We start from the raw sequence: 22,960 nt of genomic DNA, 5'->3' as shown, positions 1-22,960 counted from the left end.
TTTTTAAAACACAATACGAAAAGCGAACATTTTTCAAAGAAATGTCCGCTTCATTCGTCTTATTGCACGAATTTGGAAAATCGCATCTAGTTCTTCATACACCCTTCTCCAAATCCTTCTCTTTTGCAAAAACCGCTTCGGCTACATGGAAAAACTCTTTCACAGCTGGAGAAGCTTGGGAGAGAGACGGACAGGCGAGCGCAACCTCACGATGATGAGAGACATTCAACTTTCGAATGTGCACAAGCTGCTGCGTTTTTAAAAACAGCTCAGGACCTATCGTGACACCAAGTCCTTCCCCAACCATACGAGCAATGGTCGTACAATCGTGTACTTCAAATAAAGTAGCTGGCTTCAATTGAGCCTCAGAAAATATATCCTCTACATGTGATTGATACATGCCAGTAGGCATAATAAATGGTTCATCCGTCAAATCTGTGATGTCTACAATGGACTGCCGGTGAAATCGATGATTTGGATGATAGGCGACCACCATCTCATCTTTGATCAGCGGCAACAAGTCAAAGGCTTCATCCGCATGGCCTTTCACAACAAATCCAACATCAATGATGCCAGAGTCTAGCCACTCCAATATTTCTTCATACGTTCCCTCATAAAATTTAAATTCGATTTTCGGATGCTTTTTCTGATAGCTCACAAGCAGCTTAGGTAATAAACAAGCTGATGCACTGGCAAAAGTTCCGATACGAATCAAGCCAGTTTCGATATTTTTCGTTAACGCAATCTCCTGCTGGATCTTCTCCACCCTATTTAACACTTCTCTAATATGCGGGAGAAGCGTTTGACCGATGTCTGTCAGCATAATGCCCTTTTTTCGATCACGAATGAATAAAGACACACCCCACTCCGTTTCTAAACTTGCCACTGCATGACTCACGGCGGACTGCGTCATATTTAATGCTTCAGCTGCTGCGGTAAAACTGCCAAGCTCGACCACTTTTGCAATAATATCAAAGCGAACAAAGCTCATGAGTATTCACTCATCTCCTTCATGAAAAACATCAATTTTACTTATGTTAGCACGGAATTTAAACTAAATACAACGTATCAAATTGAAGGAAGGGTTCAAAAATGAAAAACACATCACATCAGTTATTGATTATTCTTTTAGCTGTCGGTTCATTCGTCACAGGCACGTCAGAATTCGTCGTGTCAGGCATTCTAGATATTATTTCTGTTGATTTAAACATCTCCATTCCTGCTGCCGGGCAGCTTATCACCGTTTACTCTCTCTTTTATGCAGTAGGTGCTCTCTTTTTAGTGATGGCAACATCGAAATTGAACCGAAAAAAGGTTCTGTTATCGGCTATTTTTGTGTTTATTTTAGGCAATGTGGTCGCCTTTTTTAGCCATCACTTTGTGCTGTTCCTGCTATCCCGAGTCATCATGGCCATGAGTGGCGGCTTATATATTGTCGTCGCCACGAATTATGCAGCGCAGATCGCCCCTCCAGAAAAAAAGGGAAGTGCAATGGCGACGGTCATTACTGGTTTTACCGTTTCACTCGTACTTGGTGTCCCTATTGGCACATTTCTATCAGGTCATGTAGATTGGCACTATATTTTTCTCATCATTGCACTAGGTACTGCTTGTCTTTTACTACTGCTTTATCAATTACTGCCACGCATGGAGGGACATTCACAACTGCCATTGAAGCAGCAATTACATCTCCTTCAAGATAGCAGGGTGATCAGCGGCTTAGCCACGACCGTCTTTTGGATCTTAGGCTACACAATGGTGTTCACTTATATCTCACCTTTATTACGACAGACCGCTGGCTTCTCTCTTGAAATGACAAGTATCGCCTTACTCATTTTAGGAATCGCTGCTTTTATAGGCTCACGATTTGGCGGCTTCGCCGTTGATCAATGGGGACCAAACCGAACCATCTCGATCAGCATCATGATCCAGATGCTCGCTCTATTCACCCTATTTTTTACACAATTTTCTACAATTAGCGTCTTGATCACATTAGCCATATGGGGCATCGCAACATGGACAACAACTCCAGCGAAGCAGTTTTACCTCATCTCTCTAAAACCCCAAGCATCAGAAACCGTGCTGAGTTTTAATACAGCGATTATGAATATCGGCATGATGCTCGGATCGTCAATCGGCGGTGTGATGATTCAATATACAAATGTCACAAACTTAAGCTGGATTGGCGGTTTAGCTAGTTTTGTTGCGTTCATGTTGATTCGATACTCGTTCCATCGTAATCGACTGGTCCAAAAGCAGACAAAAAGCGAACATGGATAACCATGTTCGCTCTCTTATTTATTGACTAGCTTTTGAAGTTTCTTTTTTGACTGGAATGGTTACCTTTATCGCTTTCTGTGGTGCCAACATATTCAGTTCTGACAAATCAAGATAAAGCCCATAATCTTTAAAAGAAAAATGGTTTAATGATAAAGTCTCTAGATTCTTATCATCAAATTCAAAGGTGGATTGCATGGAAGCTGTCTTTACATTCGTCATCTTCGCATGGTTCCCCTTCAAGTAATATCCGCTTTCATAGTCTGCTTGTGGATTGGGCCATGATTTCATCTTTTCAACATCGCCTAATCCAATGAATTCACCTATATTCTTCATCACATCCTGATCTAATTCTTTTTGATCTACTCCAGTAAATTGATAATCAACCATCACAGAACGGTCTTTTTGCTCTATCTTATTGATTTTGATTCCGATGCCATGGTGTTTTGTTTTGAACTGAATAGGCAGCTTTGTCTTGAGAGGAATGATGTGGCTGTATTCTCGTTCGATATCCACAGATGTGTCAAATGTCAATTCGGTCGCCTTTGGATTGATCGGCTGATTCAAAATCGTCAAATGTTCTTTTCTATTTTTATCAGAAGTCAGTTGTTTTTTCCTTAAAACAGTTCCAATCTCAAGCTCATACTCATTTCCTAAATTATCTTTCATCCCATGTATACTAACTTTATCATCTTTGGCAAAACCATTGTAATCAATGGCATATTGAATAGCAGAGCCATTCACTCCGTTTTCAACCTTTACGTTTCTTATTTGATAACGTCCATTTAAAATAGACACGTCTTTTTGTCCCGCTAATAAAGTGGTTTTTTGCTTGACCACAGGTAACTTGAAGCGCCAATTCCCTACAATATCCCCAATCTTCGAAATAACAAGCGGGACTTGTTGACCTTGTTTGATCGTTTGTCCATTTGTATAGACTTCCGTCTGCCCAACATAGCGGCCATCTTTTAATTTTTTCAACTCTGTTTTATCAAAATTCAGTTGAAAGTTTCCATCGATTTTTTCTGGATTCACTCTAAACGATACAACATCTTCGTTTGTATGGAAATTCTCCACAGTAAACGTATAAACAAGCCGCCCGGCATCATAATACACACTATTTACTTTCACAGTAACCCCTCTTGATTCAGCCCCCTCATTGACATGCTTCACCAAATCACTCTGAAAAAGAGACATTCCTACTTTATCGTGAAACATCATATAAAACTGTCCAATAATCGGGACACGTGCCATCGCTGTATTAAGAGAAGGAAAAAGAAAGCCTGATGAAAAATAAAGAACGATTAGTATGATGACAGAATATATTGGCGTTCTCCAATTCCATGTGAACAAAAGTCTTTTCTTTTCCGCTTTCACATCTCCTATTGCTTGGCGAATCGCAGAGGTTACTTCAACCGTTGGTACATCAATCTCATCATAAAGCTTTTTCATTTCTTTTCGTTCCATCGACACTCTCCTCCTTCTCCAATGTTTGCTTTAATAACTTTCTTGCGCGATACAAATGAGTTTTGACCGTTCCTTCAGGCATACCCATCTGCTGAGAAATCATTGAAATCGAATAATCTTGAAAATAAAATAGCTGAATCACAATCTGGTATTGCTCGTCTAACACATCAAGTGCATGTTTTAAATCTAGCTTGTCTTCCAAAAAATCATTCCGCTCAACGCTTTCATGATGCTGTTCAAACGGAACAACATCTTGCTGCTTTTTCTTCATCGCAAAAATCGTATGAATCAAAATCCGCGTCAGCCAGGTAGAAAAATAAGCCGGTTCTTTTAAGCCAGATAGATGCTTAAACGCTTTAATGACTGTTTCTTGAACAGCATCTAACGAATCCTCTTTATTTCTTGTGTAGAGAAAAGCCGTTTTATATAAACGCTCCTGATACATCAGCATTAATTTCTCAAATGCCGGGACATTCCCTTTTTGTGCTTTTTTAATTAGACGCACTTGCTTCATCTCACTCACACCTCCTACACCTGTTAGAGCAAGCTTTCTCTCAAACGGTTTCAACAAATGAAAATTTATTTTACTTAGCATATGTCGGATAAAAATAGAAAAAGTGAAGAACGAGCAGCAAAGATTATGTTGAACATTTGATATAATGGAAGAAATATCTACAAAAAGGAGTATGTCGATTGTTTCTATTTGAAGAACCCACGTGTACTAGCTGTAAGAAAAAGATAGAAGGAAACGAAGAAGTGTACGTCAAGCTGATCTATCCAAAGAGAAGAGGAATGACAGAGGTGAAGGCTTGGCTGAGGAATGAAGGGGTTTTTTATTGTAAGGCATGTACAGAACAAAAGACATCACATGGAGGATAAACACATGAACAAAATGACCTTTCCACAATCATTTCCAACAATTCATACCGAAAGACTAATCTTAAAACAAGCAACGATCGAAGACGCTGAGGATATGCACATCTATTTATCCAATGAAACCGTGTGCCGATACATGGGAATTGATGCTCATGATTCCATTGAAGACACAAGAGGAGAAATCAAGTGGTATGACAATATCTTCAAAGAACAAACAGGGATTAGATGGGGCATTTCTTTAAAAGATGACCCCGCCATCATTGGCAGCTGCGGCTTTCTCAATCTAGAAAAACAGCACTGCCGCACGGAAATTGGCTATGAATTGCATCACGATCATTGGAGAAAAGGCATTATGAGCGAGGCGATTGCTGCGGTGTTACGATATGGGTTTCAGGAGATGAATCTGAACCGGATTGAAGCCATCATTGATCCAACAAACACGTCTTCTGTTCAATTATTGGAGAACTTTGATTTTTTACGTGAGGGTTTATTGAGAGAGTATGATCTTGGTCAGAATGGGTTTGATGATGTGTATATGTATGCGATTTTGAAGAGGGATTATGAATAAAATTCTTTGAGATAGAGGAGAAACAAGCGACATGTGGGTAGAAGACTGGTTTAAAAAGTTTGAAGCACAAACATTCATTAATATCCTGAAAACCATCATAGCATATCAAAATGAAAGAGGTATCTTCATGTTAGAATTTTTTAAAATCATAGTACCAACTCTAGTATCTATTAGTATATGTTGGATAACTCTTTATTTAACAAATAAAATAAATATAAGGTCACTGGCACATCAGCATAAACTTCATTTAGAAAGTATGGAAAAAGCAGAGGAAAAATACCAGGAACAATTGGCGAATAATAAAGAAGTTGACCGTTTGAAGCATTTACCATATCTATCTCTAATCCCCAGAAAGCAGATACATAGATTTGAAGGTGAAATGAAAATATTAAACAATGGTACCATCTCTATTCCTTTCAAAATAAGAAATGAAGGTGCAGGTATTGCCTTCTCTGTTCATGTTAAAATTTTGAAGGAAGATAGTAAACCCAATAATATGCAATACAATTATAATATTACATCTTTTCAACAAAATAATAAAGATGGTCATGATATTTTAGGAGTCAGTGAACCAATTGATACAGATGTTTTACGTGTTGATAATCACAGTGAATTTTGTTTATATTTGACTGCAATTGATGGAAATAATCAAGAAATCAACCCCTCAGAAGCGATAGAATGGGAATTCGATGTTACTTTCTACGATATTCAAGGAAAACATTATAAACAGAGATACTCCTTTTATACATCAACAAAAAACAATAAAATATATAGGGTTAATTCATGTATGCCTGAGATAATTGAATGACCTGTTTATTTTAGAAATTTTATTATCTTCTTTTTTAAAAGAAAAAGAGCCTATAATCTCTTTTAAATAAGGATTATAGGCTTTCTATTTTTTATTCCCATTCAATCACAAAAAATAGTGACATAAAACCTTATCGAGATTTCTTACTATCTAAATTGATATTAATCGTAATTACGGTTGGGAAGCTCATTGCAAATCACATAATAACAAAATAGATTATTGTTGAAAAAACATTTTAACTCTTTAATTGACTAGCACCTGATTATTTTAATACTTTTCATCAGATAAACATAATATGGTCTCAAATTTTATTAATGTTTATGATTACAATTTTAGTCCTTACAATTTCCAATTTTTCATAAAGGGGTATTAACCTAGAGATAAATAATCTACTTCCCTACTCTTTACTTTAAATTCATCATAATAACAATAATCATCGTCTTTATTCTCACCACACAAAGCGGAAAATAAAACTAATTTTCTAAGAAATATTATCAACTTGTTGCAATTGTATCGAGTTTTCAAATAACATTGAAACATCTTCTAAGGTTAGAGAGTTTTGTTTGATTATCGAATCTATTACCTCTAAACCTATTTTTTCAGAAAATTTTCTCTTTTCTTTAGAAAGAAACTGAGAGGAAGCACTATTATATAAAGATTTTAATTCAGGTATCAATTTACTGTATAGATAAATAACAAAGAAAGTATCATTATCATGAAATTCAAGAAGTTTTAATACATCTGATTGACGTGTATAGATTTGAGTATTAGACTGATCATCAACAGTAAAAATTATATCTATATCTTCATTTTTTAACCTAGCAGTAATTGTTTTTAGCGTTTCCCCATTACTTATAAAAGCTTTAGTTATTATAAGTTCAGATGTTTGATCGGAAGTTCCTTCAAAAATATTGTGTTCATCACCAATGTTACCAATAAAACCATTTATATTCATCAGAGTAAGTTCATCAGTTAAAGTGCCTTTATCCTGAGTATACTTAAAAAATAGCCAATTAAATAAATCAGGTTGAATAGAATAACCATCATTTTGATCGGATATGTAATTTAGACCAATAAGTCTTCTTACCCTCTCTATACATGTCTCATTTGAAGAGCAGATAATTATATAAATAGAATCTTCCATACAGAAAAAGTATGTCTTAACTTGAGTATAGTTAACTCTTTCCTTTTTAGGAAGAAATATCCCTCGTTCATCTTTCTTTATTTTCTTTGTATATTCAATATTTGCTGTAGCAAATAAAAACTTACAAATTGTCTCCTTAGATTCTTTACTTGCTTTATTTAATTCAATTTCATTTAGTTCAGAAATACCTTCCCAAGTATAATAAAAGCTTTTTTCATCATCAGATAAAGTTTCTGCTAGCTTAATATCTTTTTTAGATATAATAAGTTTTTCTGTATAAGTTTTATTTAATATTTTCTTTTGCACATGGTCCAAATTTTTTATATAATTATTTTTTAGTTTGAAGAATTTACAAGTCACTTTGGTAATTGGCAATTCTATTCCTCCTTACAAGTTACTTTCAATGAATCACAATCAATGGATAATAAAAATCTTGAGACTGTCCTTGTAATAAAACTTTCTGACGATATCTTAAAATCCAAAGTAGTCACATCATTCTTCACTCTAATAGGTTTCATTTTAAACTTTTCTATTAATTTAGGGCTACTTTCCAGAAACTTATTTCCTTTAATTTCAATTTCTCCAAGTAAATCAATGTTTATATTTCTTTCAGATAGTCTAAATGGTCCTTCTATATCCGAATCCCACTTATTATAAAAAGATATGTCTAATATTTCAGGATTAAAGTATACATTAAGTTTTAACCCTATTTTTTTTAATAATAGATTCGATAACCTTCCTCCTGGTTTAAGAACAACTTCTATTTCTATATCTTTTTCAGCATATTCATAATTATTAGGCGAAAATTTACAAGTAGTTTTTTTTGTCCCATCCACTTTAGTTATTAGTGTAACATCCACTTTTGTTAAATTTTCTTTTAATTTCGACCAAGAGTATGAAATAAAAATTAATATGATTGTTATAAATACTGTAATTACACCACTTAAAACGGTTTTCTTTAATATTTCATCTTTTTCATAACCTAATTTATTCAAAATATTATATACAATGTTCTCTTGATCAGTCACTATAAATGCAACAACCAGTGTAATTATAAATGTTTTTAATGCTTGAAAAATTTTCTCTTTCATACAAGCATCACTGGACCAAAACCAAGAAAATCTATTAGTTTTTTAATATCGTTGACTTCATCTTCCGATAAATCACTGTCTATTCCTAGTACACCATTAGCTTTTAAAGTAACCATGTGGCGATTTTTTGTCCTCAAGTAAACTTGCATGATTTCATATTCATAGGAATCTATAACTGATTTTAGTAATTCTGAATCAAACTCTTCACCGTATAATACATCATCAATATCAATATTTTTAAATTTACAGTCAACAAGAGTTAGATTTAGTCTTCCTTGCTCTTCTATAAGATCTAAGAATCTTTGATTACTCATTATAAGTTGTTTTACTGTACTATCCAAAAAAACTTTATATATATTATCATTCATTAACCAGTCATTAAAAGATTTTGGAGAATACTGAACCCCACAAGAATATCCATTTTCACCCACTATAACATTATCCAAAAATAGCTGCTTATGAAAAGGTTTTTTCTTATCATTTGGCTGAAATAGAATTTTAAAGTAATTCATAAAAATCCCCTCCCTTTTCTAATAGCTAATCTTGAAACTGATATATTATGACAAGATCTTTAAATATGAAATTTCTTACAAGAATATTATAGCAAATATAAACAAAAGTATGGTTAAAAATTCTTAAATTGATAATTTTTTAAAAGCATCAATATTTATTTTAATGGTGATTTTTTTGATGGTGAGCATGTTGTTATTTAAATGTTTTCAGTCATATTACAAGCTTTAAAACGTTGATAGAACTGCATATAACTTCAAATAACGTTATGTCTTTATTCTCTCTCCATCGTAGCAAGTCTTAATCGTAATCATACACCACACGGTTAATATGCTCCTCTTCATTCACGATACAAGTTGAAATCTTGTCCCAAGGGATTCTAACTGCACGGATGCCATTGTGTAGTCGTATGTTCTTTCGTCACCTATGACCCTTAAGCTACGGATGTCTGTGGGACCGTGAAGTATTGACAGCTATCACACTCTAAACCGAAACTGTCAATTTCTTCGCGTAGAATCGCATCAACTTCACGGATGATTTCTAGTTTTTCTTCAGAAATTCAATCAGTATACGAATGCCTAGTCCCAGACCTAGGAACAACTGACTTCAGATATATCCAGCTCTGAACCTATGATAAGAAGATCGTTCTAATATTGCAACATAGCACAAAAAGTCAAGTTTCTAAAAGATGATTTCCGCTATACTAAACTCGTAAGGCAAGGAGGTGCTCGGTTGTCCTATCAAGAACATGAGAAAACAATTCAAGAAACATTGAATTATATTGAACAACATCTAAAAGACGATTTACCGCTACAAACTCTAGCGAAACATGCTGGTTATTCTAGGTTTCATTTTCACCGTATGTTCAAAAATGTGATTAAGAAGTCAGTGGTTGATTATATACGGGAACGACGGATGACCCAAGCGGCAAAGGATTTAATTCATACGGATCAACGGGCGATTGACATCGCATTGCAGTATCGATTTAGTTCACAGGAATCCTTCACTAGAGCCTTTAAGAAGATATATGACATGTCACCCGCACGTTATCGGAAATTATTAAGGAATGTGATTAATGAGGAGGAAACAAATATGGCTGAGAATCAGAACACACCTACTGGCTGGATTATGACGGGGGATACCCCAACTGACTATGAAACAGGTTTGGATAACAGAATTGTACACAGTGGGACTAACTCCGCTTATTTAAAATCAAAAAATGAAAAAGCTGGAGGTTTCGCAACATTGATGCAGCAAATTAAGTCTGATCGTTACCGTGGAGAACGTCTTCAATTTTCTGCTTTTGTCAAAAGCGAAGATGTGAAAGGCTCAGCTGGTTTATGGATGAGGATTGACCATTCTTCAGGTGAAGTTCTTGCGTTTGACAACATGATGAACCGTCCCATTACAGGAACAAATGGATGGAATCATTTTAGTGTCGTACTAGATGTTCCAGTAAAAAGTGAAGTTATTGCGTTTGGCATATTACTACAAGGTCCAGGTCAAATTTGGATGGACGAACTTAGTTTTAAAATTGTAGATGAAAGTGTGCCAGTGACAGAACAAAATACTGTGGATGATTTAGAGGATGAACCAGTGAATTTAAATTTTGAAGGCTAACAGACTGAAGTGAAGAGGAGATTGATTGCCATGAAAACAATTGGTGCGATTTTATTGTTCGCTGTGAATTCTCTTACCTTTATTTGTGGCCTCGGATTTTTATTTGGTGAAGAGGATACCACATTAAAACAGAAGTAAAATGAAGATAAGACACCCATAGGACAAAAAAAATCAATTAAAAAAGATATCCCTACCACTATCTCTTTTTTGTCATCTTGGTATAATAGAAAAAATCAGAAAAATTAGAATGCGATGATAAGGAATAGTACTTGCCGAAATGTTTTCAGAAAGTTGCTGGTTGATGAGAAGCAATAACAAAAAGGTAGGGAACTCACCTTAGAGTAGCCTTAGTGAAATGAAAAGTATTGATGTAGTTAAGGTCGGCACCCCACCGTTATATGGGAAGGATACAAGATATAACAATCTGTATCCGAATAAGGGCATGATAATGTATGGTTATCATGAAACAGGGGTGGTACCGCGTAAGAAGAAGTCTTTCGTCTCCAAGTTCAATCTTGGAGATGATAGGCTTTTTTTATATTCCAATTACAGGAGGAATCGATTATGTTTAACCACAAAAAATACGAAAAGAAATACTTTTTGCCACCGAACCTTACTTATGATTGGGTGAAGAACGAAACTTTAGAAAGTGCTCCGATATGGTGCAGCGTGGACTTACGGGATGGAAATCAAGCATTACCTATTCCTATGAACTTAGAAGAAAAATTGGAAATGTTTCAGTTACTAGTAGAGATAGGTTTTAAAGAAATTGAAATCGCATTTCCAGCTGCTTCTGATACGGAGTTTAGGCTATTACGGACACTGATTGATCATCATATGATTCCAGACGATGTAACGATTATGGTGATCACGCAAGCGAGAGAGCATATAATCCGCCGAACCTTCGAAGCAATTAAGGGGGTACCGAAAGCGATTGTTCATTTATATAATTCGACTTCAGAAGCGCAGCGCAGACAAGTATTTAAGAAAACAAAAGATGAAATTAAACAAATTGCAATTGATGGAGCTATTTTAGTAAAAGAACTGGCCGAAAAAACAGAAAGCGATATTTATTTTCAATATAGTCCTGAAAGCTTTCCAGGAACAGAAGTGGATTATGCGTTAGATATTTGTAAGAGTGTTTTAGATATTTGGAAACCGACACCAAATCATAAAGCGATCATCAATATTCCGACAACAGTTGAATATTCAATGCCTCATATCTTTGCAAGTCAGATTGAGTATATACACAAAAATCTGTCTTACCGAGACAGTGTGACATTATCTGTTCATCCTCATAATGACCGTGGCTCTGGGGTGAGTGATGCAGAATTTGGTGTGCTAGCTGGCGCAGAAAGAGTCGAAGGTACATTATTTGGTATCGGTGAACGTACAGGGAACGTAGACTTGATTACTTTGGCGATGAATATGTACTCACAAGGTTATGATCCAAAATTGAATTTCAATAACCTAGAAGCGATTCGTAAAAAATATGAAAAACTAACCAAAATTACTGTTCATGAGAGACAGCCATATTCTGGCGAGATGGTATTCACCGCATTCTCTGGGTCACATCAAGATGCGATATCTAAAGGTATGAAATATAGAAAGGAAAATCATGTTGATAAATGGGACGTTCCGTATATCCCAGTAGATCCAGTTGACTTGGGAAGGAATTATCAAACGGATGTAATTCGAATCAATAGCCAGTCTGGAAAAGGCGGCATAGGCTATATACTAGAAACAAATTATGGCATTCAACTTCCTTATAAAATGAATGAAGCCATGGGATATGAAGCGAAGAAAGTATCTGATCAGACAAATAGGGAATTGTCTGTCGAAGAAATATATCATGTTTTTGAAAAGCAGTATGTTGATTTTCACCCTCATTTCCAGCTGCTTGATTATCAATTTCATAAAGGAGAGAAGCAGGAAGTCACCTTCACTTTGCTGAGAGATCATCAACAAATTGAAATACAAGGAACTGGCACTGGAAGTTTAGATGCAATCAGTAATGCGTTAAAAGCATATTTTCATCTCGAGTATGTTTTGGAAGTCTATGAACAGAATTCTTTGGGCAAGGATTCTCAAGCAAAAGCCTGTGCACAGATTGGTATTTCATATCAAGAAAAAATGCATTGGGGTGCTGGAATTGATAAAGATATTATTGAAGCAACAGTGAAAGCCCTGGTGGTTGCAGTAAATAGACTAGAGGTTTGGATGTAGATGAAAAAAGATAAACTTGAAAAACATGAAGCGATGCAATATTTAAGAGAATATAACGAGCAAGAAATCTTTTATCAACAATACCAACAGAAAAAGCATGACAATCAATCATTGCAATTATTTTTGAAGGATTATGATAAAAACAATTTAATGCATAAGCAAATATATATAGAAGAATTTTTACTTAAAGGGCAGAACGAATTTGAAAAAGAGGATACCATGTGGTTAGGTCAGGAGAATGATATCGAAGTGAGAAAGTATAGCCGTTTTATGCCTCAATTGTCGGCTATCCATGATTTCTTTGAGATGATCTATGTTCTGGAAAATGAGATGTATGTAGAAGTGGAAGATAAAAAAATGACTTTAAAATCAGGAGATATTGCCTTTATTCCACCTGATACAATACACAAGCCAATTGTCATGGAGAATACAATCGCAATGCAAATCATGATCCGTAAAAGTACTTTTCAAAAAGTGTTTTTTAAAATGTTAAAAGGCAATCATGTCATTTCAGAGTTCTTTTTGAATGCAATGTATATAAAAGAAAATAAAAATATTCTTATTTTTCATAGTCGCTTGGATAAAAATTTGCTAGACTGCTCTCTTCAACTATTTACAGAAAATTATAATCGGTTCCCTAGTTACCAATTGATTATGAATAATTTGTTTGAGATATTATTATGTCTCTTATTAAGATTCAAACCAAGTCATATGAACGTAAATCAGGTCAAACAATATAGTGATATACGTATGATTCAAATGCTCCAATATATTCAGCAATGTTGTGAGCATATCACAATCCAGGAGATGGCAGAAGAATTTAACCTTTCACAATCTTATCTGTCAAAATATATAACTCGTAAACTTGGCAAATCATTTAGTGAGATTCGACAAGAAATAAGATTGGAAAAAGCCTGCAAAATGCTCACAGGTAGCAATTTACAAGTAGATGATATCGCGGCAGCCGTTGGTTATCAAAATGTAGAGCATTTCATTCGTTTATTTAAGAGAAAGTATCACCTAACACCACAACAATATCGTTTAAATAATAGATCATGATAATCATGACTCTATTGTATTAGCACTTGAAGTGACTGTACTTGTTACTTTGAAAAAGAAAAGATTGCTTTAGAATGAGCAGAATGTATCTTAAAAGTACAATTTTAAAATCGAGAAAATGTCAAATCAATACTAATAAAAAGGAGAAATCATCATGTCAATCAAAAAAGTAAAAGATTATTTTAAACAATATGATATGGATACTCGAATTCAAGAATTTACAGTATCTAGTGCAACCGTAGACTTGGCTGCTTCTGCATTGGGCTGCGAACCTGAAAGAATCGCAAAAACACTCTCCTTTCTAGTGAATGGGCAAGCTATTTTAGTTGTGACCTCTGGCGATGCAAAAGTTGACAACAAAAAATTCAAGGAATATTTTAAAACAAAAGCTAAAATGCTTTCTCCTCATGAGGTCGTTGACTTGGTCGGTCATGAAATTGGCGGAGTATGTCCTTTTGCTATAAAGAATGGCGTTTCTGTTTATTTAGATATTTCACTAAAACGTTTTGAGACAGTCTATCCAGCCTGCGGGAGCAGTAACAGTGCTATTGAACTAACAATCAAACAATTAGAAAAATACTCCGGTTATTCACAATGGATTGATGTGGGTAAGGGATGGAATGATGAATTCACACATTAAAACAAAAGGAAAAAGTGCAATTAAAAATAAAAAAGAGCTAAAAACCCTTGATACCCAAAGGTTTCTAGCTCTTTTATAACTATTCCCACTCAATGGAGCGGGCAGGGCTTATAAAGCCTGTTGTTATCATATTTCTAAGGTGTCTTCATTACCTTGGAGACAGTTTTGGCGACAATTGTTTCACCGCTTGATTACCGACAAATGTAAATTGCTTACTCGTTGCAGTTTCAATTTTGATTATGCCTGCCATTGATTCGGCGACACCATCATCAATCCCACGCCACAAATGTGCATAGTGTTTAAGCGTAATTTCTGGCGAACTGTGCCCGAGACGTTTTGAGACAACCAAGACCGAAGCATTCAATTCATTGATGAGAAAGCTTACATGAGAATGACGTAGTCCTTTTGCCTGTATTACTGGAGCACCTGCAAGCTTCGCATATCGTGCAATCACTCGGGCAATCGTTGATTTGATCATGGGTAAGCCATCATAGGAGAAAATAAAATTCATATCTCCATGTTGGGTTTGTCGCTCTTTCCATACACGCAATATTTCAAGAGTATCATTATCTAAAGCAAGCACCCGTTTTCCATCAGCAGTTTTAGTGTGGTTCTTGCGATTGTAATTCTTGCGACTCTTAGTAACTAGCATATGATGAACACGAAGCCGTTTTTTCTCAAAATCAACATCATCCCACCAAAGACTTGTTCCTTCGTTCACACGAACACCTGTCATGTAGTAGACCCACAACATCACAAAGCACAAATGCTCATAAAAATCTTCGGTGTAAATCTTCGAGATTACTTTCTCAAATTGGTCTTTCGTCCAGTAAGCAACATCCGTTTTCCCTTTCGGAATTGGTTTCACTTGTTGAGCAATATTCTTATCAAGGTAATTTAGAGTTACGGCAAATTCAAGAATTTTTTTCAACATTCCAAAGACCATTGAAGCGTATGACTGTGAATATCCCGCGGCATTTTTATCCAAAAGCCACGTTCTGAAAAATTGAACATCGTGCAGAGTAATCTTCCGTATTGGTTTCTTTCCAAAACGTCCTAGTAGAATTTTCAAAGTTGGTTTCCGTGACTCAAATGTATCTTCCGTCACTTCCGTCTTATAATGTGGAATGTACACATTGTTCATCAATTGTTCAAAGGTCATGCCATAATCTGAATAACCTTGAGTTTGCAAAAAGTTGTTTTTTACACGGATAGCTTCCGCATAGGCTTCTTTTGCTGACTCAAATTTCTTTCCAGATTGTGACTTGCGACCTTTACGCTTGATACGTTTTCCTGTGATTTTGTCCGTACCTAAGCTTACCTCGTAATAGTATTGCCCATTTTTGTCTTGATAGACATCTTGGTAGCTAGTTTTTGGCAAAGTTATTCCTCCGTTTTTTCGGTCAACTCAACATCACCGATAACGGATTTTACTGCCTGTATGGGAACAACAGAAATACGCCGTCCCTCGTAAAACTCATAACCTTGTTGTACCATATAGTGTTTTGCTTGTCTAATGATATTGGAAGCCGTGTAAGGTGGGAAGCCAGCACGCTTTAAGTCTTCTGAGTTCACCATTGTTTTACTCATCATCATCCCCCATTACTTTATAAATATTTCTAGTGGGTTTTTCTGAACTGTAACGCCTTGAGTCTAGTAACCTTGAAAAGAAATACGTTTTATCTACGATTAACTTAAGCAACAAATAATCATTTTTTCTTGCGTACATTACAAGATCTTCAAATTCCTTAAAATCATGTTCTGCTATCACATCAATAATGCTGTTCAAAAATTCACCCGTATTATGCTCAACAAGGAATTTTCCAAGTTCAAATCCACACCCCCATTCAATATCTTCTGTTTGGTAGGGTGTCTTATCTGGATTTTCAGCGTGTGTGAAATACTCATACATTCCTTTTGGAGACATCACAACCTCAACATGCTTTGGAGCGTTAAGCTTTTCGCTAATCAGGCTTGAAACCTGCGAATAACTTTTTAAAGAATCAAAGTATAGTGCACCATGCTTGTGTACCTTTTTAATTTCCCCTGTCTCTTTATTCACGTCCTTATCGTGCCAAGGGCTCAACACAAAGGGTATGTGCATTTCTTCTAAAATTTCCAAATAGGTCTCTGGGGCACTCTCTTCATAGAAAATGAACGCCCATTTATTACTTCTCTGCTCTTTTTTCTTTTCCATAGTTCACCTTCCTCGATTATTGATTATTGATCCCACGGGGGTCGTAGTAACCCCGTGGGATGTTTTCTACCATCCATAAAAATAGCGGAGCTTCTTTGCCTCTGCCTAAGGCAGGCAAAAGCTCCGCTATTCGTTACCTCATTTTTGTTCCTTCAATTCTTAGCCAGTGTTTGTACCGTTCGAAATTCGATAAGGTGTAGTCTGGAAAGCGACTTGATATTTCTTCACGAAGAATTTCTTTTGTGTCTAAAATAAGTTTTTGCGCTTGAACGTCATTTGGTAATTTAACAATATAAGTGATTTTCTTTTTCCTAACATCAATGATGGATTTTCGGATTGCTTTATTATGCTGTTCAAGCTTGAAAATCCCTTCACCTTCATGGTCTGCCTGTCTTATTAGGAATTTCCTCAAACGGAAGCTAACCCATATTGAATGGAACCAATTCGCTAATGAGTCCTGAATAATCCTTGTTATTAGTTCTGGAACTACCAGTAAAAGTAAAATCCCGACAGATAACACAATCATCCCATCCAATGTATTAGAAATAGCCCCCAATACTTTAGCCATTATTTTTGAATACTCTGTCAGAGATGGACTTGTTTCATTTATCAAAGAAACTTCTATTATTTTGAACGGAACTCGAACTAAGACGAGTATCATGGAAGTAAATAGCAGGATTCCATTAATATGGAATGTTTGGATAAAGTATGATTTACCTGTTTTTTTCATCTACATTATTCCTTTCAAATTATTAAATGTTGGTGTTAATAAAGGAACAATTTGAAATGGGTGCTCGGAGTCAATAACCTGTATCAGACCCGTTCCAATTCCTTGCGGTATAACTATCCCTTCAAGTGACAGGTCTGGAAATAGGAATTGTGTGGTCTTGGAATTTATATTCCCCACCTGAATCAACACGTTAAGTTGTTCCCTACAAGAAATAGGAATCGCATTGTTGTCAAATCTCTGTGATACCAGTAACAAATGGATCTTTGTAGCTCTACCAAGCAATGAGATTTGAGACAGTAGACTAAAAAAAGCTTCTTTAATCGGCTTAGCAGTACCATCTGACAGAGCTAGAACCTCATCAATTACCACCGTATAGTGTTCAAAATCAGCTTGTGGGTTATTGTATAGCACCTGTTGCCGTTGATGAATCAGCTCCAAGCACTGGCTAAGTTCTGCATTTACACTTGAAACAAAATCGCTCTTGTTTCTGTTATCGCTTGGAGCTATAACTTTGACATTGTTCTCCCTTCCCCATCTACTTGGCATATCAAATTTGGGGTCAACAATCACAAGCTTTGAACTTTTCTTCAATACACATAGGAAGTAGGTAAGGACATAAGATTTGCCTGACCCAGAGTTTCCTGCAATAGCAATGCTTGTAACCTTATCTAGATTGAACTCGAAATTTTCCATGACGGGGACTTTGTTTATTGGCAATTTTGCAACATATTGGTCTATGTCTCGGATAATCAATCGCTTAGAAATGCCAATTATCCACGGAAAGAAAAGAGCACGTTTAACGTGAATATCTTGGGTTTTCAATGGGACAAAATAGGCTCCTGCTTGCTTTAATAACGTAAAATCAGGATACAGAACTGCGTTACTAATAAGATAAATTTTTTGATAAAGCTCATCATCAACAACATAGCTTGCAGGAAGGCGAGGGATGAAGTAGAAGCCCTCATCCGCTACCTTTACATCAAATGAGTTTGTGTAAGAAGTCTCACCGTTAATCTGCATTGCCATATTCAAAGCTTGGAGCAAGTAGCCTTCAAGTTCTGAGTTTGTCATCATTTAACAACCCTTACACCTTCTGAACGAAAATACACGTTTGAACGAATCTCGATTGCTTGAAGGTTATCCAATTTTACTTCGGAAAGAAATGGTGGCAAAACTGGGTTATTGACAAATTTTATTACGAATGGGTTAACTCCCTCTTGTGTGAAGTAGAGTTTGTAACCTGTCACCTCATCTGTCCGTTTGCCCTCAATCCATTTATATTGAGTTTCGACTTCGGAAGAGACATTGATGATTGGTTTGTCGTCAGAAATATACTGCTTTGCTGTTTCTTCGTTGTATTCGCTTTTCGAATTTTTAGTTTTCATGATTTTCTCCTTTTTTTGCAAATATGACTAGTACATATTGCATCCATTTATTTATCTCAGGACTCGCGATTCCTTTGACTTTTTCATTGTATATTAACATAGAGTAGTAGATGGTATGTTATTATTTAGGTGTAACCTAATTCATTTTCTACCACCCTAGGAGGCACAATGATTTATACAGAAACCAAAAACTACATTTTTTCTAAGATTGGAAAAAGAGTACATGCAAAAAAAGATGAGTTAAATTTGACGTACTACCAATTAGCAGGTTATGAAAATAAGGCTGACTATGATGGACATCAAAAGGATTCTACTCAAGATAGTAAAGAAGATAGGCAACTAAGATACGAAAAATACGACCTTTCTATTATTAAAAATATTGCAGGAGGGAAAGCCTATCCCAAGAAAAATCCCAATCTAATATCTGAATCACTATTAATACATTTAACAAAGGAGTTGGGATTCAAAAAGAATAAACGTAAATTACTATGGGGAGATTTTAAAAATAATGACCTATCTAAAGTTTTATTTAAAAAACTTCTTATTGATGTTTTATATGGGGATGATGGCGAATTAAAAAAACTATATAATAACTTACTGTTCGACTATGTTCCGTATGCTGAATATCACTCGTATTGGCAAATGTTTGTGGTTGGTGAAATAGATATGCCTAAATTCCCCAATAGTCAATTAAGTATTTCTTCTCATTTTTATAATCTTAATGAAAATGATATTTTCAAAGAATATGAATCCTTACAAAAAAACGCAATTGAATTTCTTTACTATAAGTGCGGAAAACAAATTCATAGTTTGTTTGTAGATTTCATAATGCAAGAAGGGGAATCTTTGAAGAAACTAGATAAGAAATTAAATAATTTTGTCTCACGTTTAACTAGATTTCTTCAGAAATTTGTTCCGAACGAGGATTCATTGGGGTTAAGGGCTCGCAATATAATTATTTCAGATTATAAGAAATTTGGGAATTTGATAACTAAAGAAATGAAAGGTGAGCCATGGACATTAGATGAACACACGTTAAAATTATTGGTGGAATCTTCTTTGGCATACATTACAGAATTAAAAAGAGTGCAAACGATAGAGCTTGAGGTGATTAACAGACTCAATTTTAGCGGAGAATAAAAAGGTGATAATGTAGACTGAAATAATTCTACACCACCACCAATGCAATTTTGTTCCTTTAGAATGAGACTAAAATATTCTGGTGTTTAACCGCTTCTTTAAATTTATTAAATACTTCCACCTACTCCTTTGAATTTATCTACAAAGACTGAGATTTTCTGAAAAACGCTCTGCTTTTTTGTTAAATACTGAGGATTAAGAGGACTCATTTTTGGAAGAACATCATTAAGCTCAGTTCCATTTTCACTGGCATATTCTCTTTTTAATGAGGTTAAAATATATCTTTTTGCAGCCTCTTCATTCAATTTTTCAGTATGAATCAACTCTTCAGCCTCACGTCTTTGCTCAGTTTGAGCAAATGAGAAAAAGGCATCGATAATACTTGCTTTATCTTGAATACTATCTAAATCAGCTTGGTTGATAAAATCAACGACTAAGCTTTCTTTTGCACGGTTTCCTACGCTAGAACGAATGATGCGACGAACTTCTTCAACCAAGGATGCTTTATCTTTTACTTTTTTGTTATGTTCAAAAATAAGTTCAAGAATGTAATCTAAATTGATCTCTTGGGATTTCAAAAGATCTACTTCAAAGACAACATCATCCCAATCAATAGAGGAATTATCTTTTTCTTTTCCAGTTTTTTCACGGCGAAGCCAATCACGAATGTCATTATATGAAGAGCGATAATCTTGAATCGTTCTTTCTTCTGGTACTTGAATCTCTTGCATAGCCGCTATATCTTCATCTGTTACATAATGAGTCGATTTAAAATCTTCAAGAGCCATAGGATCACTCACATCTAGTGTTTGTAGAGCTTTAAAACTTGTAAATTCATCATAGTTCTGTAGGATATTTTCAATGCGCAAATATTCACCAAACAGTTTCGCAAAATCCTTTTTATCCTTCTCCGTAGCAATATCTTCAACATTAGGAAAACGCTCTTGTAGCTCTTTGACTACGTCTACATAACCACGACGGGCTTCACCCGTTGCCACATCTGAGAATCCTTCCATATACTCTTTATAGCTTTTTTCCAGCACCACATTTTTAGTGTTTTTATCCCCAAAAAGAGTAATGGCGTCTATGCTTGCTTGTTCTAAATCTCTAAAAGTAACAATATTACCAAAGGTTTTGGTGGAATCATAAATACGATTTGTTCTTGAAAAAGCTTGCATTAAACCATGATACCGAAGATTTTTATCAACAAATAAAGTATTTAATGTAGGTGCATCAAAACCTGTTAAAAACATTCCTACAACAATCAATAAATCAATCTCTTTGTTTTTTACCCGTTTAGCAAGGTCCCTATAATAATTTTGAAATTCCTTACTTTCAACGCCATAATTGGTTTTAAACATGGCATTATAGTCTTTAATGGCTAAACTTAAAAACTCTTTTGCACTACTATCCATAGCTGTAGGTTCAAAAGTTTCGTCAAGAATTTCACCTATAGCATTTTGCTCCTCATTCGCTGCAAAGGAGAAAATTGTCGCAATCTTAAGGGGGTTACTGCTTCCCTGTTGTAAGTTATTTAGTGATTCATAGTAGAGTTTGGCTGCGTCAACACTACTCACAGCAAACATGGCGTTAAATCCTTTTCCATTCGCGTTTAAACGATGGGTTTTTACTCTAAAATTAGAAAGAATGTATTGGGAAATTTCTTTAATCCGTTCAGGATGCAGCAAAGCTTCTTTATTTTCTGCTGCTGATAGCTTCTTCTCATCCTGTTCTGTTTCAATTGATTTGAACTTTGGTCGTACATCGTTATAATCTACTTTGAACTTTAAAACTTTTTCATCTCTAATGGCATCTGTAATGACATAAGAGTGTAATTCTCGACCAAAAACAGAAGCAGTCGTTTCAGAACCCAAAGCATTTTCAGGAAAAATAGGTGTCCCTGTAAATCCAAACTGATAGAACTTTTTAAAATTTTTCTTGATATTCTTTTGAGCTTCTCCAAATTGTGAACGATGAGCTTCATCAAAAATAAATACCACTTGCTTATTATATATAGAGAGTTCCGCTTCGCTTTTAATGAGATTATTCAGTTTTTGAATCGTCGTCACAATAATCTTATTATCATCTTTTTCAATGTTACGTTTTAATCCTGCGGTACTTTCTGAACCATTAACACTGTCAGGGGAAAAACGCTGATACTCTTTCATCGTCTGAAAGTCCAGGTCTTTCCGATCGACAACAAAAAATACTTTATCTATAAAATCCAGTTCAGTAGCCAATCGAGCAGCTTTAAAACTCGTAAGCGTTTTCCCCGAACCTGTTGTATGCCAAATATACCCCCCGCTTTCAGTGGTACTCCATTTTTTGGCTTGGTACGTACTCTTAATTTTCCATAAGATTCTCTCTGCAGCGGCAATTTGATAAGGACGCATAATCAACAGGTTATCACTCACATCAAAAACGGAATATTTCAGTAGTACATTCAATAAAGTATCTTTCTGAAAAAATGTAGCTGTGAAATCTTTTAGATCTTTAATCAGGATATTATCCGCTTTTGCCCAATTCATCGTAAAATCAAAACTGTTCTTATCACGTTTCGTCGTATTCGCAAAATAACGGCTGTCTGTCCCATTAGAAATCACGAAAATCTGTACATATTTAAACAGAGATTTTTCAGAGTTAAAACTCTCTTTACTATATCGATGAACCTGATTAAAGGCTTCACGAATAGCAATCCCACGCTTTTTAAGCTCCACTTGTACTAAAGGTAATCCATTGACCAGGATGGTCACATCATATCGATTGGCTTCCGTTCCTTTTTGCTCAAATTGCGAAATGACCTGCACTTTATTGTTGGACATATTGTTCTTGTCTACTAGGTAAATATTCTGAATATGCCCATCATCAAAGACAAAGTCATAAATATAATCATTATGAATTTTACGGGTTTTATCAATGTGGTTATCACCGGGTTTATCTAAAAACTGCTCACAAAATCGAATCCATTCCTCTTCTGAAAACTGAACATTGTTAAGGTTTTGCAGTTGCACACGAACATTAGCAAATATTTTTTCGCGAGTGTTTAAACTTGGTAGATGCTCATAGCCTTGATTAACTAAATCTTGAATTAGCTCTCGTTCTAAATTAGCTTCCGTTTGATAGCCAACCCCTTGTTCTGCTATCTTGGTATACTTATCTAAAACTATATAGTGATTTGATTCTGCAATGGTTTTGAGATCGCTCATTAAATTTCCGCCTCCT

The 22,960-nt window shown here is 35.3% G+C and carries 22 protein-coding genes, 1 pseudogene and 1 other annotated feature; of the genes and pseudogenes, 9 read left to right on the top strand and 14 right to left on the bottom strand.

Features of this window, described 5'->3' with window-relative positions; genetic code table 11:
• Window positions 1–94: 94 nt before the first annotated feature.
• Window positions 95–991 (bottom strand): LysR family transcriptional regulator, encoded by an 897-nt coding sequence (locus NST39_RS03455; protein ID WP_106066647.1) that lies wholly within the window; start codon window positions 989–991, stop codon window positions 95–97.
• Window positions 992–1,092: 101 nt separating this feature from the next.
• On the opposite strand from NST39_RS03455, the gene NST39_RS03450 reads away from it, so the two are divergent.
• Window positions 1,093–2,280: an MFS transporter gene (locus tag NST39_RS03450; protein WP_341027118.1), complete on the top strand. Its 1,188-nt coding sequence runs from the start codon at window positions 1,093–1,095 to the stop codon at window positions 2,278–2,280.
• A gap of 18 nt (window positions 2,281–2,298) precedes the next feature.
• Here the strand turns inward: NST39_RS03450 and NST39_RS03445 are convergent, their stop codons facing one another.
• Window positions 2,299–3,744 carry a DUF4179 domain-containing protein gene (locus NST39_RS03445; protein WP_341027117.1) on the bottom strand — a complete coding sequence of 482 codons (1,446 nt, stop codon included), beginning with the start codon at window positions 3,742–3,744 and terminating at the stop codon, window positions 2,299–2,301.
• Window positions 3,713–4,258, bottom strand: a complete 546-nt coding sequence (locus tag NST39_RS03440) for a sigma-70 family RNA polymerase sigma factor (RefSeq protein WP_341027116.1) — start codon at window positions 4,256–4,258, stop codon at window positions 3,713–3,715. Before NST39_RS03440 ends, NST39_RS03445 begins: the two co-directional genes overlap by 32 nt.
• Before the next feature lie 179 nt (window positions 4,259–4,437).
• On the opposite strand from NST39_RS03440, the gene NST39_RS03435 reads away from it, so the two are divergent.
• The 3 genes from NST39_RS03435 to NST39_RS03425 are packed head-to-tail and all read left to right on the top strand — an operon-like array spanning window position 4,438 to window position 5,996.
• Complete coding sequence (locus NST39_RS03435) at window positions 4,438–4,623, top strand: Fe3+ hydroxamate ABC transporter substrate-binding protein (RefSeq protein WP_341027114.1); 186 nt, start codon at window positions 4,438–4,440, stop codon at window positions 4,621–4,623.
• Window positions 4,624–4,627: 4 nt separating this feature from the next.
• Window positions 4,628–5,188, top strand: coding sequence for a GNAT family N-acetyltransferase (locus NST39_RS03430; RefSeq protein WP_341027111.1), 561 nt, complete (start codon window positions 4,628–4,630; stop codon window positions 5,186–5,188).
• 31 nt (window positions 5,189–5,219) lie between these two features.
• Window positions 5,220–5,996: a hypothetical protein gene (locus tag NST39_RS03425; RefSeq protein WP_341027110.1), complete on the top strand. Its 777-nt coding sequence runs from the start codon at window positions 5,220–5,222 to the stop codon at window positions 5,994–5,996.
• A 481-nt stretch (window positions 5,997–6,477) separates the two neighbouring features.
• Here NST39_RS03425 and NST39_RS03420 read toward each other — a convergent pair whose 3' ends face one another.
• The 4 genes and pseudogenes from NST39_RS03420 to NST39_RS03405 form a co-directional block, all read right to left on the bottom strand.
• Window positions 6,478–7,515, bottom strand: coding sequence for a hypothetical protein (locus tag NST39_RS03420; RefSeq protein WP_341027108.1), 1,038 nt, complete (start codon window positions 7,513–7,515; stop codon window positions 6,478–6,480).
• A 2-nt stretch (window positions 7,516–7,517) separates the two neighbouring features.
• Window positions 7,518–8,231 carry a hypothetical protein gene (locus NST39_RS03415; protein ID WP_341027106.1) on the bottom strand — a complete coding sequence of 238 codons (714 nt, stop codon included), beginning with the start codon at window positions 8,229–8,231 and terminating at the stop codon, window positions 7,518–7,520.
• Entirely contained in the window at window positions 8,228–8,743 is a 516-nt protein-coding gene (locus NST39_RS03410) for a TetR family transcriptional regulator (protein WP_341027104.1), read from the bottom strand. Before NST39_RS03410 ends, NST39_RS03415 begins: the two co-directional genes overlap by 4 nt.
• A gap of 298 nt (window positions 8,744–9,041) precedes the next feature.
• Window positions 9,042–9,344: pseudogene (locus tag NST39_RS03405) on the bottom strand (GMP synthase (glutamine-hydrolyzing)); the annotation flags it as partial.
• 129 nt (window positions 9,345–9,473) lie between these two features.
• Between NST39_RS03405 and NST39_RS03400 the strand changes: the two are divergent.
• From NST39_RS03400 to NST39_RS03385, 4 genes are all read left to right on the top strand, one after another.
• Entirely contained in the window at window positions 9,474–10,361 is an 888-nt protein-coding gene (locus tag NST39_RS03400; RefSeq protein WP_341027102.1) for an AraC family transcriptional regulator, read from the top strand.
• Between the two features lie 243 nt (window positions 10,362–10,604).
• Window positions 10,605–10,869: a binding site (T-box leader), on the top strand.
• Between the two features lie 56 nt (window positions 10,870–10,925).
• Window positions 10,926–12,587 carry a 2-isopropylmalate synthase gene (locus NST39_RS03395; RefSeq protein ID WP_341027100.1) on the top strand — a complete coding sequence of 554 codons (1,662 nt, stop codon included), beginning with the start codon at window positions 10,926–10,928 and terminating at the stop codon, window positions 12,585–12,587.
• Complete coding sequence (locus NST39_RS03390; RefSeq protein ID WP_341027098.1) at window positions 12,588–13,646, top strand: AraC family transcriptional regulator; 1,059 nt, start codon at window positions 12,588–12,590, stop codon at window positions 13,644–13,646.
• A 154-nt stretch (window positions 13,647–13,800) separates the two neighbouring features.
• Window positions 13,801–14,286 carry a YbaK/EbsC family protein gene (locus NST39_RS03385; RefSeq protein ID WP_341027097.1) on the top strand — a complete coding sequence of 162 codons (486 nt, stop codon included), beginning with the start codon at window positions 13,801–13,803 and terminating at the stop codon, window positions 14,284–14,286.
• A 148-nt stretch (window positions 14,287–14,434) separates the two neighbouring features.
• On the opposite strand, the gene NST39_RS03380 is transcribed toward NST39_RS03385, so the two are convergent.
• The 6 genes from NST39_RS03380 to NST39_RS03355 all read right to left on the bottom strand — a co-directional run bounded on the left by NST39_RS03380 (window position 14,435) and on the right by NST39_RS03355 (window position 18,598).
• Window positions 14,435–15,667, bottom strand: a complete 1,233-nt coding sequence (locus NST39_RS03380; RefSeq protein WP_341027095.1) for a tyrosine-type recombinase/integrase — start codon at window positions 15,665–15,667, stop codon at window positions 14,435–14,437.
• 2 nt (window positions 15,668–15,669) lie between these two features.
• A complete protein-coding gene (locus tag NST39_RS03375) occupies window positions 15,670–15,876 on the bottom strand; it encodes a DUF3173 family protein (protein WP_341027093.1) in 207 nt (68 codons plus the stop codon).
• On the bottom strand, window positions 15,869–16,483 hold the full coding sequence (locus NST39_RS03370; RefSeq protein WP_341027092.1) for a replication protein: 615 nt from the start codon (window positions 16,481–16,483) through the stop codon (window positions 15,869–15,871). The genes NST39_RS03375 and NST39_RS03370 overlap by 8 nt, the downstream gene beginning before the upstream one ends.
• 133 nt (window positions 16,484–16,616) lie before the next feature.
• Window positions 16,617–17,213 (bottom strand): hypothetical protein, encoded by a 597-nt coding sequence (locus tag NST39_RS03365; protein WP_341027090.1) that lies wholly within the window; start codon window positions 17,211–17,213, stop codon window positions 16,617–16,619.
• The gene (locus NST39_RS03360; protein ID WP_341027087.1) at window positions 17,214–18,284 is read right to left on the bottom strand and encodes a cell division protein FtsK; all 1,071 of its coding nucleotides are present in this window, start codon (window positions 18,282–18,284) and stop codon (window positions 17,214–17,216) included.
• Complete coding sequence (locus NST39_RS03355) at window positions 18,284–18,598, bottom strand: hypothetical protein (protein WP_341027085.1); 315 nt, start codon at window positions 18,596–18,598, stop codon at window positions 18,284–18,286. The genes NST39_RS03360 and NST39_RS03355 overlap by 1 nt, the downstream gene beginning before the upstream one ends.
• Window positions 18,599–18,766: 168 nt before the next feature.
• Here NST39_RS03355 and NST39_RS03350 point away from each other — a divergent pair, with 168 nt between their 5' ends.
• On the top strand, window positions 18,767–19,738 hold the full coding sequence (locus tag NST39_RS03350; protein WP_341027083.1) for a hypothetical protein: 972 nt from the start codon (window positions 18,767–18,769) through the stop codon (window positions 19,736–19,738).
• A gap of 107 nt (window positions 19,739–19,845) precedes the next feature.
• Here NST39_RS03350 and NST39_RS03345 read toward each other — a convergent pair whose 3' ends face one another.
• Window positions 19,846–22,944, bottom strand: a complete 3,099-nt coding sequence (locus NST39_RS03345; protein ID WP_341027081.1) for an HsdR family type I site-specific deoxyribonuclease — start codon at window positions 22,942–22,944, stop codon at window positions 19,846–19,848.
• Between the last annotated feature and the right edge of the window lie 16 nt (window positions 22,945–22,960).

The organism is Bacillus sp. FSL W8-0645 (genome assembly GCF_038007905.1).
Classification (GTDB): domain Bacteria; phylum Bacillota; class Bacilli; order Bacillales; family Bacillaceae; genus Bacillus; species Bacillus pumilus.
This window is presented reverse-complemented; position numbering and strand designations above follow the sequence as displayed.